Source organism: Leptothoe kymatousa TAU-MAC 1615, from assembly GCF_018739865.1.
GTDB classification, from domain to species: domain Bacteria; phylum Cyanobacteriota; class Cyanobacteriia; order Phormidesmidales; family Phormidesmidaceae; genus Leptothoe; species Leptothoe kymatousa.
In genome coordinates, this window is record NZ_JADOER010000004.1 from 959111 (window position 1) to 975340 (window position 16230).

General features: G+C 52.8%; 17 protein-coding genes and 1 pseudogene. 8 read left to right on the forward strand and 10 right to left on the reverse strand.

Annotated elements, in window-relative coordinates; all coding sequences use genetic code 11:
• Window positions 1-4: 4 nt before the first annotated feature.
• Entirely contained in the window at window positions 5-292 is a 288-nt protein-coding gene (locus IXB28_RS06430) for a hypothetical protein (protein ID WP_215617704.1), read from the reverse strand.
• Between the two features lie 50 nt (window positions 293-342).
• Between IXB28_RS06430 and IXB28_RS06435 the strand changes: the two genes are divergently transcribed.
• Entirely contained in the window at window positions 343-552 is a 210-nt protein-coding gene (locus IXB28_RS06435; protein ID WP_215617945.1) for a hypothetical protein, read from the forward strand.
• Here the strand turns inward: IXB28_RS06435 and IXB28_RS06440 are convergent.
• Together IXB28_RS06440 and IXB28_RS06445 are read right to left on the reverse strand one after the other, a co-directional pair.
• Window positions 507-648: pseudogene (locus tag IXB28_RS06440) on the reverse strand (Uma2 family endonuclease); the annotation flags it as partial. The gene IXB28_RS06435 and the pseudogene IXB28_RS06440 overlap by 46 nt on opposite strands.
• Window positions 649-753: 105 nt before the next feature.
• Window positions 754-1692 (reverse strand): cation diffusion facilitator family transporter, encoded by a 939-nt coding sequence (locus IXB28_RS06445; RefSeq protein ID WP_215617705.1) that lies wholly within the window; start codon window positions 1690-1692, stop codon window positions 754-756.
• 434 nt (window positions 1693-2126) lie between these two features.
• Here IXB28_RS06445 and IXB28_RS06450 point away from each other — a divergent pair, with 434 nt between their 5' ends.
• Window positions 2127-2882, forward strand: coding sequence for a hypothetical protein (locus IXB28_RS06450; protein WP_215617706.1), 756 nt, complete (start codon window positions 2127-2129; stop codon window positions 2880-2882).
• Here the strand turns inward: IXB28_RS06450 and IXB28_RS06455 are convergent.
• From IXB28_RS06455 to IXB28_RS06470, 4 genes are all read right to left on the reverse strand, one after another.
• A complete protein-coding gene (locus IXB28_RS06455; protein ID WP_215617707.1) occupies window positions 2866-3267 on the reverse strand; it encodes a hypothetical protein in 402 nt (133 codons plus the stop codon). The two genes, IXB28_RS06450 and IXB28_RS06455, sit on opposite strands and share 17 nt — an antisense overlap.
• A 5-nt stretch (window positions 3268-3272) precedes the next feature.
• Window positions 3273-4271, reverse strand: a complete 999-nt coding sequence (locus tag IXB28_RS06460; RefSeq protein ID WP_407659177.1) for an ABC transporter permease — start codon at window positions 4269-4271, stop codon at window positions 3273-3275.
• A gap of 209 nt (window positions 4272-4480) precedes the next feature.
• Window positions 4481-5008 (reverse strand): adenine phosphoribosyltransferase, encoded by a 528-nt coding sequence (locus tag IXB28_RS06465; RefSeq protein WP_215617709.1) that lies wholly within the window; start codon window positions 5006-5008, stop codon window positions 4481-4483.
• Window positions 5009-5032: 24 nt separating this feature from the next.
• On the reverse strand, window positions 5033-5254 hold the full coding sequence (locus IXB28_RS06470; protein ID WP_215617710.1) for a hypothetical protein: 222 nt from the start codon (window positions 5252-5254) through the stop codon (window positions 5033-5035).
• A 687-nt stretch (window positions 5255-5941) separates the two neighbouring features.
• Here IXB28_RS06470 and IXB28_RS16905 point away from each other — a divergent pair.
• Window positions 5942-6895: a M23 family metallopeptidase gene (locus IXB28_RS16905; RefSeq protein WP_215617711.1), complete on the forward strand. Its 954-nt coding sequence runs from the start codon at window positions 5942-5944 to the stop codon at window positions 6893-6895.
• A 35-nt stretch (window positions 6896-6930) separates the two neighbouring features.
• Here the strand turns inward: IXB28_RS16905 and IXB28_RS06480 are convergent, their stop codons facing one another.
• Entirely contained in the window at window positions 6931-7422 is a 492-nt protein-coding gene (locus tag IXB28_RS06480) for a tetratricopeptide repeat protein (RefSeq protein ID WP_215617712.1), read from the reverse strand.
• 355 nt (window positions 7423-7777) lie between these two features.
• Between IXB28_RS06480 and IXB28_RS06485 the strand changes: the two genes are divergently transcribed.
• Complete coding sequence (locus IXB28_RS06485) at window positions 7778-8290, forward strand: pentapeptide repeat-containing protein (protein ID WP_215617713.1); 513 nt, start codon at window positions 7778-7780, stop codon at window positions 8288-8290.
• Between the two features lie 61 nt (window positions 8291-8351).
• Here the strand turns inward: IXB28_RS06485 and IXB28_RS16740 are convergent, their stop codons facing one another.
• On the reverse strand, window positions 8352-9056 hold the full coding sequence (locus IXB28_RS16740; protein ID WP_215617714.1) for a 4'-phosphopantetheinyl transferase family protein: 705 nt from the start codon (window positions 9054-9056) through the stop codon (window positions 8352-8354).
• A 34-nt stretch (window positions 9057-9090) separates the two neighbouring features.
• On the opposite strand from IXB28_RS16740, the gene IXB28_RS06495 reads away from it, so the two are divergent.
• The 4 genes from IXB28_RS06495 to IXB28_RS06510 all read left to right on the forward strand — a co-directional run bounded on the left by IXB28_RS06495 (window position 9091) and on the right by IXB28_RS06510 (window position 15141).
• Complete coding sequence (locus IXB28_RS06495) at window positions 9091-10284, forward strand: NAD(P)/FAD-dependent oxidoreductase (RefSeq protein ID WP_215617715.1); 1194 nt, start codon at window positions 9091-9093, stop codon at window positions 10282-10284.
• A gap of 111 nt (window positions 10285-10395) precedes the next feature.
• A complete protein-coding gene (locus IXB28_RS16910) occupies window positions 10396-11415 on the forward strand; it encodes a DCC1-like thiol-disulfide oxidoreductase family protein (RefSeq protein WP_215617716.1) in 1020 nt (339 codons plus the stop codon).
• 94 nt (window positions 11416-11509) lie between these two features.
• Window positions 11510-12805 carry a proton extrusion protein PcxA gene (locus IXB28_RS06505; RefSeq protein WP_215617717.1) on the forward strand — a complete coding sequence of 432 codons (1296 nt, stop codon included), beginning with the start codon at window positions 11510-11512 and terminating at the stop codon, window positions 12803-12805.
• 149 nt (window positions 12806-12954) lie between these two features.
• A complete protein-coding gene (locus IXB28_RS06510; RefSeq protein ID WP_215617718.1) occupies window positions 12955-15141 on the forward strand; it encodes a serine/threonine-protein kinase in 2187 nt (728 codons plus the stop codon).
• 131 nt (window positions 15142-15272) lie between these two features.
• Here the strand turns inward: IXB28_RS06510 and IXB28_RS06515 are convergent, their stop codons facing one another.
• Window positions 15273-16115 (reverse strand): DNA adenine methylase, encoded by an 843-nt coding sequence (locus tag IXB28_RS06515; RefSeq protein ID WP_215617719.1) that lies wholly within the window; start codon window positions 16113-16115, stop codon window positions 15273-15275.
• Window positions 16116-16230 lie beyond the last annotated feature (115 nt).

Sequence of the window (16230 nt, forward strand, 5' to 3'; positions counted from 1 at the left end):
GCCATTACTGTTTGCTAAGAAATTCTACTTCCGGGACCAGCGGATCGTTGACTACGCCCACCCCCGCATAGCCCCAGCGATCGATCATTTGCTTCAGCTGCTGCCCGCTGATGGGTTCTACGGAAAAGCGGTTGGCGACTTCAGCGGCATGCTGGTTGACGTAGCTGAGGGCTTCGTGGTCGGCCTTGAACAGCATGAGAAAGCCCTGGGAGTTTTCGATGTTGCGAGGTTTGGCGGCCAGGTATTGGCCATCGTGGGTGGAACGCAGTAGGTAGTAAGATTTGGTGAACATAGGGCTTGGTCGCTTTCTTCCTACGGTAAAAGCAAAGTCTTCAATCGCCTATGGCTTTGTTGCGAAGCTTAATCGATATCCAGCGGTTGATTGGAATTATGGAAGACGTCAAAATTGCTTTTTTCAAATTTTTGAATGGTGAGATTCCCGTTCAAGAATTTGAGCCATGGATATATGGTGCTGTTGATGTGCTGGCAGATGTTTTAGACGGTTATTCTTCAATTCCCCGTGCAGCATGCTCCGAACGCTTATACCGATAGTCTCTTGTTTCTTGCCCTGGCCTTACCACTTCAACCACTAAAAGTGGTGGTGGCATATCCAAAAAAAAACAGAGAGCGAGTGGCCCCCTCCAACGCCGTTACCCCGTTACGAATGGTCTTCCCTAACGGGTTTTTGATCGGCATCCCTTAATCGGAGTTGCCAGGGCGCATCGGCGTGGTTTCCTAACGATAGCTTGCCGGTTAGTCTGCGGGCATAATGGCCCGATGAATCCAACTGCGATCGCAGGTCACAATCAAATCCATGGCCAAATAGGGAAACGCATCCTGCAACCGCTGGTATAGCTGGCTCCGCATTTTATCCACATGGGCCACACCATAGGCCTTGGCCTGTTGTTCATTCACTTTGACATATACCTGCACGTAGATCAGGCGTCCTGTCATCAAAGGTCGCAGGTGATAATCCTCATGGGGTAACGGTTTTAACACATTGCCAACAATGTCGTTTACCTGTTGCCGTAGGGCATCTTCCGGGGCCTGCCCCATGAGCTGAGCCCAATTTTCCCGCACGGTTTGGATCGGTATGGGCAGCACAAAGAACACTAGCAAAATGACTAACGCGGGGTCAGCGTAGGGCACCAGGTGCCCCAGGTCACTGTGCTGCAAAATCAGGATCAGCCCAAATGCCAAGGCGACGGCACCGCTAATCAAACCGTCGATCAGCCAGTTCTTGGCATCCACATCCAGGATGGGAGAATGGCTGGTCTGGGCATATCGATATTGTTTCCAGGCAAGGATAAGGCAACCAGCGGAGGCTGCGATCGCGTACCAAATTGCCACACCGGCTTCAATCGGTCGCCCCCCATTCAAAATCGACTCCACCGACGAAAACAACGCCAATAGCGCCACCAGGGCAATCACCAAGCCCTTGCCCAGATTCAGCAAAGGCTCAAACATGGCATACCCAAACGGAAACTCCTGATCTTCTGGTTGATAGAGCAGATTAGCCACCCGCAGGGATAACAACGAAATTGCCAAGTGAATACCCGAAAATACCCCATCAAATAAAATTGCTTCAGATGAGCTGATTAAAGCAAAAACAACGCCTAACACCACCATTCCCGCATTGCCAAGGATGGTGAGTTTCAGCGCCTGCTGTTCTAACTCTTGATGATGGGTCATCGGTTGTGACTGTAACGATGTCTTCTTACCGTAGTGAACCCGTGACAAAGGCGTCAATTTTTATACCCGAAAAGCGTGTTGAACCCTGGGGAACGGCGTTGCTAAACCCCGTTGCTGCAAATTAGCAACGGGCGCGCTGAGATCGGAGAGGTTAGCTGCTCCTAACATACAAAAATCGCAGCAGCGTGGTTTATCCGTCCCTGTGCCAAGGCCGACATCCCCTGAAATATCATTCTTCACAGAAAAAATAATTAAGTTTGATAAATTACCCTGTACTACATCTGTTCGGTTGTTTGTACGCTTATGACATGCAAGGGGATATTACCTCCTCGATTGCTGAGCTCTTTCAACTGTGGGTATTTATAAAGATGCTAAATGGAGTGTCAAAACACCTTCTATTGACCGGTGGCCTGACCCTAGCGGCCGTCTGTAGTATGAGCGCACCCGCTGCCGCTGCTCGATTTTCCATGGAGATTGCCTATACCGAATCGCAGCTACTGCCCCCGTGGGATTTGCCAGAAACAGGCACGGGATTTTTCGACTTTGATGGGGTTACCTATGGCGATTTTGTTACCAGCAGTCTGATTTTTCAGAACTTTGAAACTTTTCCCGGCAATCCTTTTTTCCCAGGCGGACAAACCGAACCCTATCCTCCCAATACCGAGAGTCTGCTGACGCCCATCGTTTTTTCTCCATCCACGGCGCTGGTGTCCACCCCCACCCAATTAAGTGCCATCGGTTCCTTAGACTTTCAAACCGCTGCAGGGACAGAGCGTTGTCTCACAGACCCAATTGCCCGCGGTGGAGCCCTATGCGATGCATTTATTCCGGCCCCCGCCGTGCAATTGGATCTGTTATTTGATAATCCAATTTTTAATGTTGCGACCAATCAGTTTTTGCCCTCTAATTTTTCCTGGTCACTCACCACAACGGTTCCCTTGGATGTGCCTGGTCTGAGGTTTTCAATTCCTGCAGGTAGTCTGGTTGCCGGTGGTACCAATGTGGATGTGCCCAACCCCTTTGCAGGCAATATTGGGCCAACGGTAATTCCCGCTAACCGGGCAACACCCCTGGTGGCAGCCTCAGTGCCTGAACCCAGGGGTGTTTTAAGCTTGCTGATGTTGGCCGGAGTGGGGGGCGGTTTCATGGTGCGCAGGGCATCTGGCCTTGGTTTCAGTAGCGACCAGTGAACTCGCGAAAAACGTACATGTTAATGGCGGCTACGACAAAGCAGATGATGAAGATCAATACCCGAATGCCATAGATCGGTTCATTCATTAGCTGGCCGTTGGCAAAAATGGGCGTGAAGGAGGGCTCGACTTTCGCCATCATAAATCCTGCCACAAAGGCCGTAATGGTCGATGTGGCCTGGGATAGATTTCTGAGTTCATTGCTGGTATTAGGGGACACCAAAAAGCCCACTAGCCAACCACTGGCCCAGCCCGCCACGGCAATCAACACGGTTTGGGCAAACCCTGGATCGGTTAGTTCAGTGTGAACTCGGTTCGCTAGCCAAACGACAATGCCAAAAACAATAAAGCCAACCAGTAAACCACTGTAGGAACGTAGCTGCATGGGGCTTAGTTCATTTTAGAGAGCTTAATACGTGGATCCACAAACGATAGGGCCAGATCAGCGATTAGGTTGCCCACAATTAACATGGTGGCCCCCATCATCAAGCTAGCCATAATCAGATACAAATCCTGGGACTGCACCGCCTGCAGCGTCAGTTTGCCTAAGCCGGGCCAGCCAAAAAAGTATTCGGTAATAAAGGCGCCGCTGAGCAAACTGGCAAATTCAAACCCCAGCAGGGTAATCAATGGATTCACAGCGTTGCGTAGGGCATGGGTATAGATCACCCGGTTTTCTGGCAGTCCCTTGGCGCGGGCGGTGCGGATATAGTCCTGGCGCAGTACGTCTAACATTTGACCGCGCATCAACCGCTGTAGGCCAGCAAAGCTGGTAATACTCAAGGCCAATGTGGGCAAAATCATGTGCCAGACCACATCTAGGAATTGGCCAATCCAGTTAAGGTCATCGTGGTTAATGCTGGTGCGGCCCCCCACCGGAAATAGCGGAGTGGTTAGCTGGGCGAAAAATAGTAGCAGGAGTCCCGTGATCAAAGCAGGAAATCCCTGGCCAATGTAGCTCAGTACCCGCAGAAAGCGATCTGTAAACTTGTTGTGGTTGACTGCCCCAATAATTCCCAGGGGAATACCAATGGCCCAGGTGACCACAATGGAGGCAATCGATAACAACAGGGTGTTGGGGATGCGTTCAGCTAAGATTTCTATGGCTGGGCGATTGTAGGCAAAGCTCTCACCAAAGTTAAACTTAGTCACCACCTGGTAGAGCCATTGAAAATATTGTTGCCAAATCGGTTTATCCAGGCCAAACTGCTGTTCAAATTGTTGGATAGTTTCCGGTGAAATCTGAGGGTTTTGACGGGCCGCATCTAAAAAGTCGCCAGGTGCGAGCTGAATGACGAAAAAACTAAAGGCTGATGCCAGCAGCAGGGTTAGCAGTGCCTGCAGTATGCGCTTAAACACATACAGCGTTGTTTCGCTGGTGAGCACCATCTGCACTGTTTGCAGAGGAGAACGGTTGGTAGATGAGGGGGACTCTGCCGTCATGGTTTAAGGGAGGTGGGCGTCTGGTGCAAATTTTTGCCGGTGGCTGGGGTTCGCTTTGAAATGCTCTGGAAACTGGGCCTGTCTTTGGGGTGCCGTGACATCATTCTAATGATTGATGTCCCTGAGTGGGTAAGCGGCTAGCCCCCAGGCAAAAATCAATAGGAGATAAGGGCGTTAACCGGAATGCCCTCCGGCAACTTTTGTCGCCCTGGCAGGTCGGTGAGTTCGATTAAAAAGCTAAACCCCGCGATGGTTGCCCCTGTTTTTTGAACCAACTGGGCGGCGGCGGCGGCGGTGCCGCCTGTGGCCAATAGGTCGTCCACAATCAGGGGACGGTGATGGGGTTGGAGGGCATCTTGATGTATTTCTAGGCTGTCTTGACCGTACTCTAGGTCGTAGGACACCTGGTGCACGGCGGCGGGTAGCTTGCCGGGTTTGCGCACGGGGATAAAGCTTAGCCCCAACTGATATGCCAGGGGCATGCCAAAGATAAATCCACGGGATTCAATCCCGATGATGCAATCTGGTTGATATTGAACGGCCTGTTCTGCCATCAGGTCGATGCTGGCTTTTAATCCGTCGGCATCTTTGAGCAGTGTAGTGATGTCTCTAAAAAGGATGCCCGGCTGAGGAAAATCTGGGATCTCACGAATTAAGGCCTGGATATCTGCGGTGGTTGTCACGACTAGGGCGGATGCAGGACGGCCCTATTCTATACTGCCTGAGCCGATTGTGACCGCAGAGAAACGGCTGCTACCGCTAATGCGCCGTTCGGGGATGCCTTGACGCACGTCTGAATTTTGATCGGAATTGTAGAGACTGATGAAGTCCTGGTTGGGTTGGGGCAGCTGATGGCTATTTGAGGCAAAGGCGATCTGCGTGGTGGCAATGGGCAGTAGGGTAATGACCGTCAAGTAGATGCATTTCATGGAAAGTTGGGCCTAATCTGGATTAATTCAGATGTGCTGCCCTTGGCAGGCAGATGTTCTTACATATTTCGAAATAAGGCGCTGTTCGAAAACAGCTTGCCCCTTCCCTGTGATAGCCGTCACCATCGGGATATTCCTACTGTGGTAAGGGAATCTTTGTGCTTTCTTTGAAAAGTGATGGGAGAACAGTGACCCTACGGACTGTTATGGGGCAAATCAGGATATAGCTTTACGCACAATGGCGGATACAATTGCTAGCCGAATAGGTATTTCTAGGTAGGGCGCTCGGATTCGGTTGAGTTGTAGCGGGGATTTCGACCGCTGCTGCGGTGTATTTACTATTGTTGATTTTAGGGAGATCGCCCTCTGGCAGCTCCGCGTGATCAGGGAGTCTTGCCGCTATGAGCCCATGGCAGGGCTACGATGTCGGCAAGGTCTGCGGTTGATTTGAAGGGGGGAAACAGGCTTTTGACCCGGCCCCAGATACGGCCCATAAAATCATCCTAAGGATCGGCAATGCCGCTAATTTTGATGTGCTGTATCATATTCACGAACTTTGAGCAGTCTAAGGGCTTGTTAAAGATTAGAATCATGGCCTTGTTCCTTGAAATCATGGCTTAACAAGCTTTTCAGGATTAAACCGTGACGTAGTTTCTTAACAGCTCCGAACGGGCTCAGAGGCAACCTGTGCTTGAGGCTGTTATGCCTGTGAATGATGTTCCTCCGTCGAATACTGCAACCCCTACTAATAAGCGCCGATGTACGGTGACGGTGTCAGCTCAGGCGTGGCATGGTTCTAAGTCAGCCGCTCAGGCGGTGGGCTGCGGTAGCATTTCTGAATTGTTGGAGAAATTGGGCAATGGTGAGCTGGCGGTGGTGTTGGCCGATGAGCTGGGGCCGCCACTGGCTGAGGAGTTAGACCATGCCCCGGACTATGGAGCAACAACGCAGCAGCCGAGCCAGCCAGACTGGCCCGCAGCCACGGCACAGCCTGCTCCTAGGGCCGCAGCACCCGGCACAATTTCAACCCTATTGTCGCGCTTATCCCTGGGGAAATTTCCTCAGCTGGTGCTAACGGCCATCTGTGCGTCGTTGATTTTGCTGCCGATTCTTTATGTTTTGGATTTATGGCTGTCGAAGTCTTCTAAGGGGGATCTGGATTTAACCCAGGCGATTACCTTGACCACGGGGGATACGGTGGCGGGATATGAGGTGACGGACCATATGAGAATCCGTCCGTTTCATCCGGTGACGGGGGCTGCCAATGTGCCCCACAACGGTGTGGATTTGGCGACACCTTCGGGCACCCCGGTCTATGCGGTGGGGGTGACCGGTGATCGGGTGTCGGTTGAGTGTTGGTGGGATGTTGACGGGGGGGGCTGGGTTGCCGAGCAAACAACTGAGTCCTATCCCCAATTAGTGTTTCAATCTTTGCACCTGTTGGATGATGAGTGTCGTTCTGGTTCCTTTAAGAGCGGCGATGTGATTGCCCTAACGGGGAATACCGGGTTGGGCTCAGGGGAGCACTATGATTTTCGGGTGAAGTTGGACGGTAGTTATATTGATCCGCCCAGGCAGTTTTTGGAGGCGGCCCTGACTGGTAAAACGCTTTCTAAGGATGGCAAGCTGCCTGGGGAGTAGGTTCCTGGGTTCCTGGGCGATAGGGCAAATGGCGCTTACTGTAGCGGTTGGTCTGGACTACACACGGTAGACCAGGAGTCGATGTCGGTTTGGGATGCGAGCACACCTGTGAGCTGACTGCGATAGCCGGTCAGGCGCTCTCGCTCTAGGCCTTCTGCATAGGGAATCAGTTCATCGACAGTGGTGATGACGCAAACCCAGTCTTTGGCGGCGGCGGCTTTGTTTAACTGGGCTTCGAGGGTGTTGACCTCTGACTGGATAGCCGCCACCCGGTTGCGTTCGATGTAATATTCCACGTTTGCGATCGCATTGAGCGCATACACATCATCGGGACGTTCTTCTAAGGCGCGGCGAAAATTAATCAGGGCCGTTTGATAGTCAAACTGGCTGCTGTAGGCATAGCCCAAATTCATCGCCTGGGTATAGGCGTCTGGTGCTGCCTCGGGTGTTTCAGTTTGAGCGAGGGCAGGGCCTGGTAAGAAAATTGCCAGGCCTAAAAGTGAACCCCATAACCACTGCTTTGCCATGGATTGTCTCGGTGACCTCAAGGATTTTCGCTATTGTTACCACAAATTGTTGGTCAATCCCCAGCCTATTGCTCAGAGGGTGACTCATCTGTGTGGTTCAGCATAGAGCGGGTTAGCTAGGTTACCCGTGGTCACGGCAATATTTTCTGATTTCAGATCCGATTTATGGGAAAAGCCATCTGTGTTTGAGGCCTAATGCCTTGCCAACCGACGGGGGAATTGTTACATTAGTTTACATTAATATAAGTTTACAAAACGCCAGGCATAATCCCCTGTGGTTGCTGTGTTTCCGTTAAACATTGGTTTGCGGTTAAGGTGCCCCAGTTAATCTGCACTGGTGATTGAGGAATGGTTTGTGGAAGCATCTCAGTTAGTGCAGCGATATGCTGTCGGTCAGCGTCGGTTTGAGCGTGCAGATTTGCGTGAAGCTCAGCTGCCCGAGGCGAAGTTACAGGATGTTCGTTTGAGCTATGTGGATCTGACTTGGGCGAATTTGAGCCAGGCTGATCTGTCCGGTGCTGAGTTGGTGGGGGCAATGGTTTGGCGCGCCCATCTCAGCTGGGTAAATTTGAGCCAAGCCGATTTGCGTCGGGCGCTCATATTACATAGCCGTTTGGCTTTTGCTAATCTGTCCGGGGCGAATTTGCAGCAGGCCGATCTGCGTCTGAGCGATCTCAGCCAGGTTAATTTGCAAGGGGCCAATTTGCAGGGGGTAAAGCTCTGCTACGCGGATTTGAGCGGTGCGGATTTAAGCAACGCAGATTTGAGTGGCGCAGATTTGACGGGGGCTACCCTGCGCGGTGTGAACTGGCAAAATGTATGCCTCACTGGTGCGATCGCGGCTCCCAATTCCCCCGTGTTGGTCTAGGTTTTGATGCGATCGCATCAATAGACTTGTCGCCGCCTTAAAACTTGTGGCCTTGCTAACCCTATCCATTCAAACTCCAAAGGCGCACCTTCCTAATGCTGGGTGTTGTCACCAGGGCTCCCGTATATCCTGGCCCAGGGAAGAGGACACGCAGCTGCCACATCGGATCAGGTGCCTTTAAGCTGGGCGAGGGGGTTAACTCCACTTCAATGGCTGTTAACGATTCGCTAATTCCTTGGCCGGTTGCCTTCAAATAGGCTTCCTTGCACGTCCAATATTTAAGAAACGCTGTGCTCTGTTCCGATGCCGGTTGCTGTTGCAGGCTACGTTGCTCCCTCGGGGTTAGACAGCGCTGCACCAAGCCCCCTAATCGATCCATGGAACGCAGCTGTTCGATGTCCACGCCAAGGGGGGTGCGGGCAACGCCGCACAGAGCACATTCACCCGAATGGGACAGATTAAACTCCAGTCCCTGGCTGTTAAATTTTAGGGCCGGTTTGCCGCGGGGGCTATAGTCAAAAACAATGTCTTCGGGGTTAGTCTGAGTGTAGCGGCCCAAAATCTGACGCAGGCCACTGCGGGCCACCGCAAATCGGCGCTGATCTTTTTCAAATCGATATCGGTGCAGGCGGGTTAACTCATCCTCAGATAGCCATTGCGTGCAGGGGGAACGGTCCAAGGAAATCCGCCAAAGATCGGCGGTATTGTCCAGCGTGGTGTAGCAGTCGGCAGTGGCAGATACCCAGCGGGACTGTTCAGAAATCACAGTGTTGTGGTGTGGAAGTGGTCAAACTAGTTTCATGATTTTAGCGCCGTCGAAGTTTTCTCCCCAGAAAAAAGCCATTGGCCATGCCCCTCGGATTGTCATTGTGGGCGGTGGGTTTGGTGGGCTATACACGGCCCTGTATCTGCAAAAATATCACCAGCTTCAAAACGCTTCAATCACCCTGATTGAACCGCGCCAGAACTTTTTGTTCACGCCCCTGCTGTACGAAGTACTCACGGACGAGATGCTGCTTTGGGAGGTGGCCCCTAGCTACGACAGCTTGCTGGCTGGCACCACGATTCAATGGTGCCAAGACTGGGCCGATTATATCGACCTAGGCCAGCAGCAGGTGCGGCTACGTCAGGCAGAACCCCTTGCCTACGATTATCTAGTGGTGGCCACCGGGGCCAAAACCCGTCCCCTATCAATTCCTGGTTTGCCAGACCATGCCCTCACCTTTCGCAGCTTAGACGACGTGGTGGGCGTTAAAGCTCGTCTGGATCACCTGGCCCGCATATCGTCTCCGGTGGTGGTCACGGTCATGGGGGCGGGGGCCAGCGGCGTAGAGCTAGCGACGAAAGTGGCCGATCGCCTGGGGCCACGGGCCACCGTGCGGCTCGTCGATCGCAGCGAGCAGATCCTTAAGCTATTTCCCCAAGGGCTGCGGCGGCAGGCCCTGCGTGCCCTAAAGCAGCGTGGTGTGGCGTTGCACCTCAAGACCACCGTAGACGAGGTGGGGGCCAACCACATTTGTTTGAATGGTGAGCCCCATGTCAATCATTTGACCCTGGGGGCCACCGGCACTGAGCCCATGCCCTGGTCCGGTACGGCGGTGACCACCAACGAGCGGGGGCAAGTATCGGTGCGGCCGACGCTACAGCTTCAGGACTATGACAACGTTTTTGTCATTGGCGATGCGGCGGCACAAGCTTCCCCCGATACGGCCCAGGCCGCCTACCAAGCGGCCGCAACGGTGGCTAGAAATTTGGCCAAAATATCAGGTGGACGGCGGCCCCACCGGTTTCGATATATTCATCTGGGAGATATGTTAGCCCTGGGGAAAGGTGCCGGTGGCGTATGCAGTTTTGGCCTGAATTTAGGGGGCCGCCTCGGGGGGCTGGTTCGGCGTATGGTGTATTTACATCGCATGCCAACAAATCACCATCGGTTCAAAGTGGCTCGTCGAGCGTTGCGCCTGGTCCTGGGGCAACGGTCAGCGCGGACCTAGGCAAACGTTGTGGGACAATAATCCCGCTGGGCCCTTGGGGCCAGCCGCATGGAGCTAAAAAAATTAGCAACAGCAAAAAACTTTTTCAGGATTGCGGTCGGGGTGAATGCTGTGGAACGTCTCTTAGGGGTGGTTTTTAGTTTCGATTTACGTTCCCTGGCCTTGTTTCGCATAGGTTTAGCCCTGGCGCTATTAGGGCAGCTTGGCACCATGGCGGGCCGTCTGCCTATGGTCGGGCCTGTGGTGTTGACTTTGGCGGCGCTGCTTTTGCTCATCGGCTATCGCACCCGCTGGGTCACCATCGTCGCCTGGGGCTTGCTGGTTTTATTCCTGGGATCCGGTGGGTTAGGGGCCACCCTTGCGGCGGTGTTTTTCTGGGCGATGTTTCTACCCCTGGGTAGTTGCTATGCGGTTGATCAGGCGCTCAATACCTCACCTCGACCTCAGTCCAAACAGGTGTTTACCGCTGCCAACCTGGGCTTACTGCTGCAGCTGGTGTTGATGGCAATAGTCCTAGGCCGAACCGGTGGCGGCTGGTGGCTGGTGGGCGTCACCGGTTTGGCGCTTATTCCATCACCCTTGTGGGACCGATGGCCATCCTTTACGCCCCAACAGCTCGGGTTAAAAATTTACTACGATGCCGATTGTGGCTTTTGTAAAAAGTTGGTGCACCTACTGCGCACTTTTTTAGTCTTGCCCCGGCGCATCCCGCTGCAAATTGCCCAGGGTGATCCAGTGATTCACACGGCCATGGAAACCCATAATTCTTGGGTGATTGTTGACTGGCAGGGGCAGCATCATTACAAATGGCATGGCATTGCCTACGTCGTCAGTCTGTCGCCCATGCTGTGGCCTTTGGCCTGGGTCTTACGGTGGTCGCCCCTGATGGCTGTCGGTAACCGCATCTATGAAACCATTGCCAATAACCGTCGATTTGCCGGTAACTTTACTAAGCCCTTTAAGTTTCAATCGTTTACCGCTGAGGCTTCGCCGTTGTTCAATTTGGCCACGTGGTGCATGTTTCTAGTGGTGGCTGGCACCTACCTATACAGGTTGATGAACCACGGTGATATATTGTCGCAGCATCCAGTCTCAGTGGCGCTACATCAGATGGCTAGATTGATTCCTTGACGGCAAATGCCGCGTGAATCGATTGGTTGAGGGAATAGATATAGGTATGGACTTGATACTATAATTCTGGCCTTACTGAGCACCTACTATTGCCATGCAGCTTCGGGCATTTTTTCGCAACGCAGGTCAGTGGCTGTTTAAGTCACCCGATCAATCCCTTGAACAAGCCTATGAAGCCGCTTTAGCCATTAAAAAAATAGAGGACGACTATTTTCAGGGGAGTCCCATTAGCCAAGAAAATGGTCAGTATGGAGACAGCGCCTATCGCTATATTCAAGGCGAAGTCGAGCAAAATGTCGCCCTGATTAAAGAGTGCATGGCGACATTTGAGTCGACTCGGTCTAACCTGGCACCGGGACGGCAGATGGAGGTGCAATCCTACGACGATCAGCAGGACGAATATACCCTCGACTTAATCGATCAGTCGGCCATCATTTTCAAAAAATTGCAGTTTATAGACGAGATTTTAGGTCGTTATGGCAGCCTGGACAGTGCGCTCCAGCCTGTGCAGCCAAGCGGCGATCTATCGTCTGCTCCATCGGGGCCCAAGGCGGGTGGGGCGAACAAGGCCGATAAAAGTCGAGCGGGTTTGGCCGCTCGAGGCAGCGTCTTACCCCGGTCGATTTTACGTACGGTCGATCGGGTGAAGCAGGATCTCGATCCTACGGCGGAAGTTGATGTGATGCGCAACTTTCGTAAGTCCCAGGGAAAAACCAAAATTGCCCTAAGGTTTGTGCTGTTGTTGGTGATTGTGCCCTTGCTGACCCAGCAATTGACCAAACATTTTGCCGTGGGTCCGGTGGTGGACTATGTGCGCCAATCCACGGCGGCTGAGGTTTTCCTCAACGATGAAATGGAGGAAGAAGCCCTCCATGAGCTGCAGCAGTTTGAGGAACGACTGCGGTTTGAGGTGATTTTAGGGAAAGTGGCGGCGCTGAGCGAGACAGAGCTAGAAGAACGGGTATTGGATAAGGCCCTCGACATTGAAGAAGAATATCGAGAGCGCAGTGCCGACTCGGTGAAAAATGTATTTGCCGATATTTTTGCGGTGGTTGCCTTTTCGCTTTTGTTGAGTAGCTGCAAACGTCAGGTCGCTACCCTCAAGGCCTTTATTGATGAAATTATCTATGGCCTCAGCGATAGCGCTAAGGCTTTTATTATTATTCTGTTTACCGATATGTTTGTGGGCTTTCACTCGCCCCACGGCTGGGAAGTTTTATTGGAAGGCATGTCGCGGCATTTGGGCTTTCCTGCCAACCGCGACTTTATCTTTCTGTTTATTGCCACATTCCCGGTGATTTTAGATACGGTCTTCAAATATTGGATTTTCCGCTATCTCAATCGAATTTCCCCCTCTGCGGTGGCCACGTATAAAAATATGAACGAATAACCCAGGCAGGGCGTGCCCCTGCCAGAGGTTTATAAGAAAAATTGCCACAAACGGTTGCATCCGTAGGAAAAAACACTACACTGACCAATTAGATTAGCCCCGGTGAATTACTGACTAGGGGTACGCAGTCAGCTGTGAAGGAGCCGTTCATGAGCACACCCTGGGAATCTAGTCCCCCATTAGGCGCACGCTATAACGTATTGCAAGAAATTGGAGAGGGGGGCTTTGGCCGTACCTATTTGGCCGAAGATTTACATCGGTTTAAGGAACGCTGCGTCCTGAAAGAATTTGTGCCTCAAATTGAGGATCCTTCCCTCTTGGCCAAGGCAGAGGAATTATTCGAGCGCGAGGCCAAGGTGCTTTATCAGCTAGAACATCCTCAGATTCCTAAGTTTCGAGAGCTGATGCGGGAGGGGGGCAAACTCTTTCTGGTGCAGGACTATGTGGAAGGAACCACCTACCGTAGTCTGTTGCAGGGGCGGCAAGACTATGGCGGGCAGTTTAGTGAAACTGAAGTTACTCAGCTGATGTACCAGCTGTTGCCGGTGCTGGAATATATCCATGGTTTGGATATTATTCACCGGGATATTTCGCCTGAGAACCTGATTTTGCGCGCCGAGGATGGTAAACCGGTGCTGATTGATTTTGGCAGTGTCAAACAGATTGCCGCTACGGTAGAGCAGGAACTGTCGACCAATGTGAATCAAACCCGCATTGGTAAGGCGGGATATGTGCCCCAGGAACAGTTTCATTCCGGGGCTGTGGATCCGTCGAGCGACCTTTATGGGTTGGCGGCGACGCTAGTTGTTTTGGCTACGGGGAAAGAGCCCCAGGCGCTGCAGGACATTTATGACAATACTTGGAACTGGGATCAGTTTGTTGCTTTAGGGGAACCGCTGAATAGTGTGCTGAAAAAGATGTTGGCTCCTTCCCCTGCGCAGCGCTATGGCTCAGCGGCGCAAGTGCTCCAGGCGTTGCATGGGGCGGTGCCGGCAGAGCCACAGGAGGCCACCAATGCCGATGATTATGGCGTAGCCTTTGTGGGGGCCGTGGATGGGGACGAAAATGGTGGGGCTGAGGGCCTCCGTATAGAGGGGCCCCATACGTCGGGGGCGACCCAGGTGGTGGCGCCACCACCAGACTCGGCCACCGTTTCCCCGGCTGCTGTGGGCCCTGCCAGGCAGACAAATAGTCGCTCGGGCCTAGAAGCGTTGCTGGGGTTGTTGGCCCTGTTGGGAATCGTAGGGCTATTGGTTGGACTGTTTGGCGGGCTTGGTTTGCGCCCCCGGTTACCTTCCTTTGGCAATCAGTCGGGTTCATCCGATGCGCAGCAGCCCCAGCGGGGCTTGAATGCCGATGAAGTGGCTCGCAAAGAAGAGTTATTACAGCGTCGGCAGAACCTGGGGGTGAATGAGGCTTGGTTAAATCAGTGGGTGAATCAGCAGTTTTATGATCAGTATCCCAATTTGAGGGGACGACCCCTGACGCCGGCGGTGGAGGATGCGCCTTTGCGTTTGCGGTGGGATAACCTGGCGATGGATTCGTTGGATAGTTTGCAGCTAAATTTGAGCATGCCGGCGCGACGCGGCCTTGGGGCCTATGGGGCGGACGATCGCGAAAGCTGGCGCAAGTTGGTGAATAACCTGAATGTGAGTAGTCGGGCGTTGGAAGATTTATCCGATGCGAAGTTTGCGGCGACTTTTCCGAAGACGCCTCGGGATCGGGTGTTGGACCAGCCCTTGGGCCAGGTGTGGTACGCCATGACCCAGGATAGTGTGGAAGATTTGCAGTCTGGCAAAGCGCTAGAGCTGATTGAGTTTGATTCGGGCACGTTTAGGGATCAGCGCACGGGGCAGTTGGCCGTTGGTCAGGGGCAGGTGTTTGTTCTGAAGTTGGAGGAAGGGCAAAATCTGCGGATTAATTTGCAGGCGCCCCAGGATGCGGTGCAAATGTCTTTATATTTGCCGGCACCGTCCCAGAAGCTTCCTTTTTTGCTGTCTGATTCGTCGGAAACTACGTGGTCAGGTCGGTTGGAGCAAACGGGTTTCTATGAAATTGCGATCGCATCCAAATCCGCCAACCCCATCAACTACGCCCTCAGCGTAGCCGTGGATAACATCAGCAATACCCCTGCTCCCGAGGAGTCGCCTAAACCGACCGAAGGCGACCCCCCCAAGCCCGAAGACAAGCAACCCGAAGACCCAGAAACAGAGACCCCAGCCCCAGAGGAAGAGACCCCCTCTCCCGAGAACGAAGCGCAGCAGCCCAAAGCCGGAGATAGCACCCCAGGGGACTCCGAAACTACTGCTGGCGATGACAACCCAGTGAGTTTTTAACGCCGTTGCTGATGGAGAATTTACCAGCGCTTACATAAGCGCTGGTAAATTCTCGAGCCAAAGGGCCGCATGTAAAACAAAGCTTGCCCACACCATGGCACGACTCCGCCCTAACGGTGTTCTAGCCGCCCTCAATAATTAATCACCAGCAATTCATCCACCTTGCCCCGCTTGGCCGCATTAGAATTAATCGCCCGTTTTGCCTTGACCCGGAGCTGGTGATAGTCGCCATACAAATCCTGAATAAACTCAGTGGCCGCATTGCTCAGCATCACCTTACAGCCCCGTGCCGTGAGGTCATCCACCACAGACTTAAGCCGTCGCTGCTCATCACGGTTAAACCCATTCGTGTCATAGGCCGTAAACGAAGCCGTGGTCGACACCGGATCGTAGGGGGGATCAAAATAAACAAAATCCCGAGCCCCCGCCGCCGCCACCGACATAGCAAAATCCTCACGACGGATGGTGACATTCGCCTCATTCAGATAGCGACTGACCGCCCGTAGCACCCGTTCATTCGCAATATTAGGGTTCTTGTACTTACCAAAGGGAGCATTAAACTGCCCCTTCGAATTCACCCGAAACAATCCGTTGTAACAAGTCTTATTCAAAAAAATAATACGCGCGGCCCGTTGCACATTCGTCTTAGCCGCAAACTCCAGCTGCCGATCCCAGCCGCGCACCTCATAAAAATAAGACTTCTCATTGCGATGTTGCCCCAGGGTCTCAATCAGCTCATCCACCGATTCCTTAACCACCCGATAGCAATTAATCAACTCATCATTACTGTCATTAATAGTGGCCTGGGTGGGCTGTAGGTTCAGCAGCAATGCCCCACCACCAATGAACGGCTCATAATAGTGGCCATAGTGAGCGGGCGCGTGCCGCAGCAGTTCTGGCACCAACTGACGCTTTCCCCCAGCCCATTTCAAAAATGGGCGCAGTGGTTTTGGTGGGGAAGACAGTTGGACCATAAACTCTTAAGTATTTCCTATCGGGAGAAACGAGTCCCTACGGTAGGATATATAGGGCTCATCCGATTCAAAACAAAAGGTTGTTAAACCTTTGCAATACAAAAAAAGGTCGTCG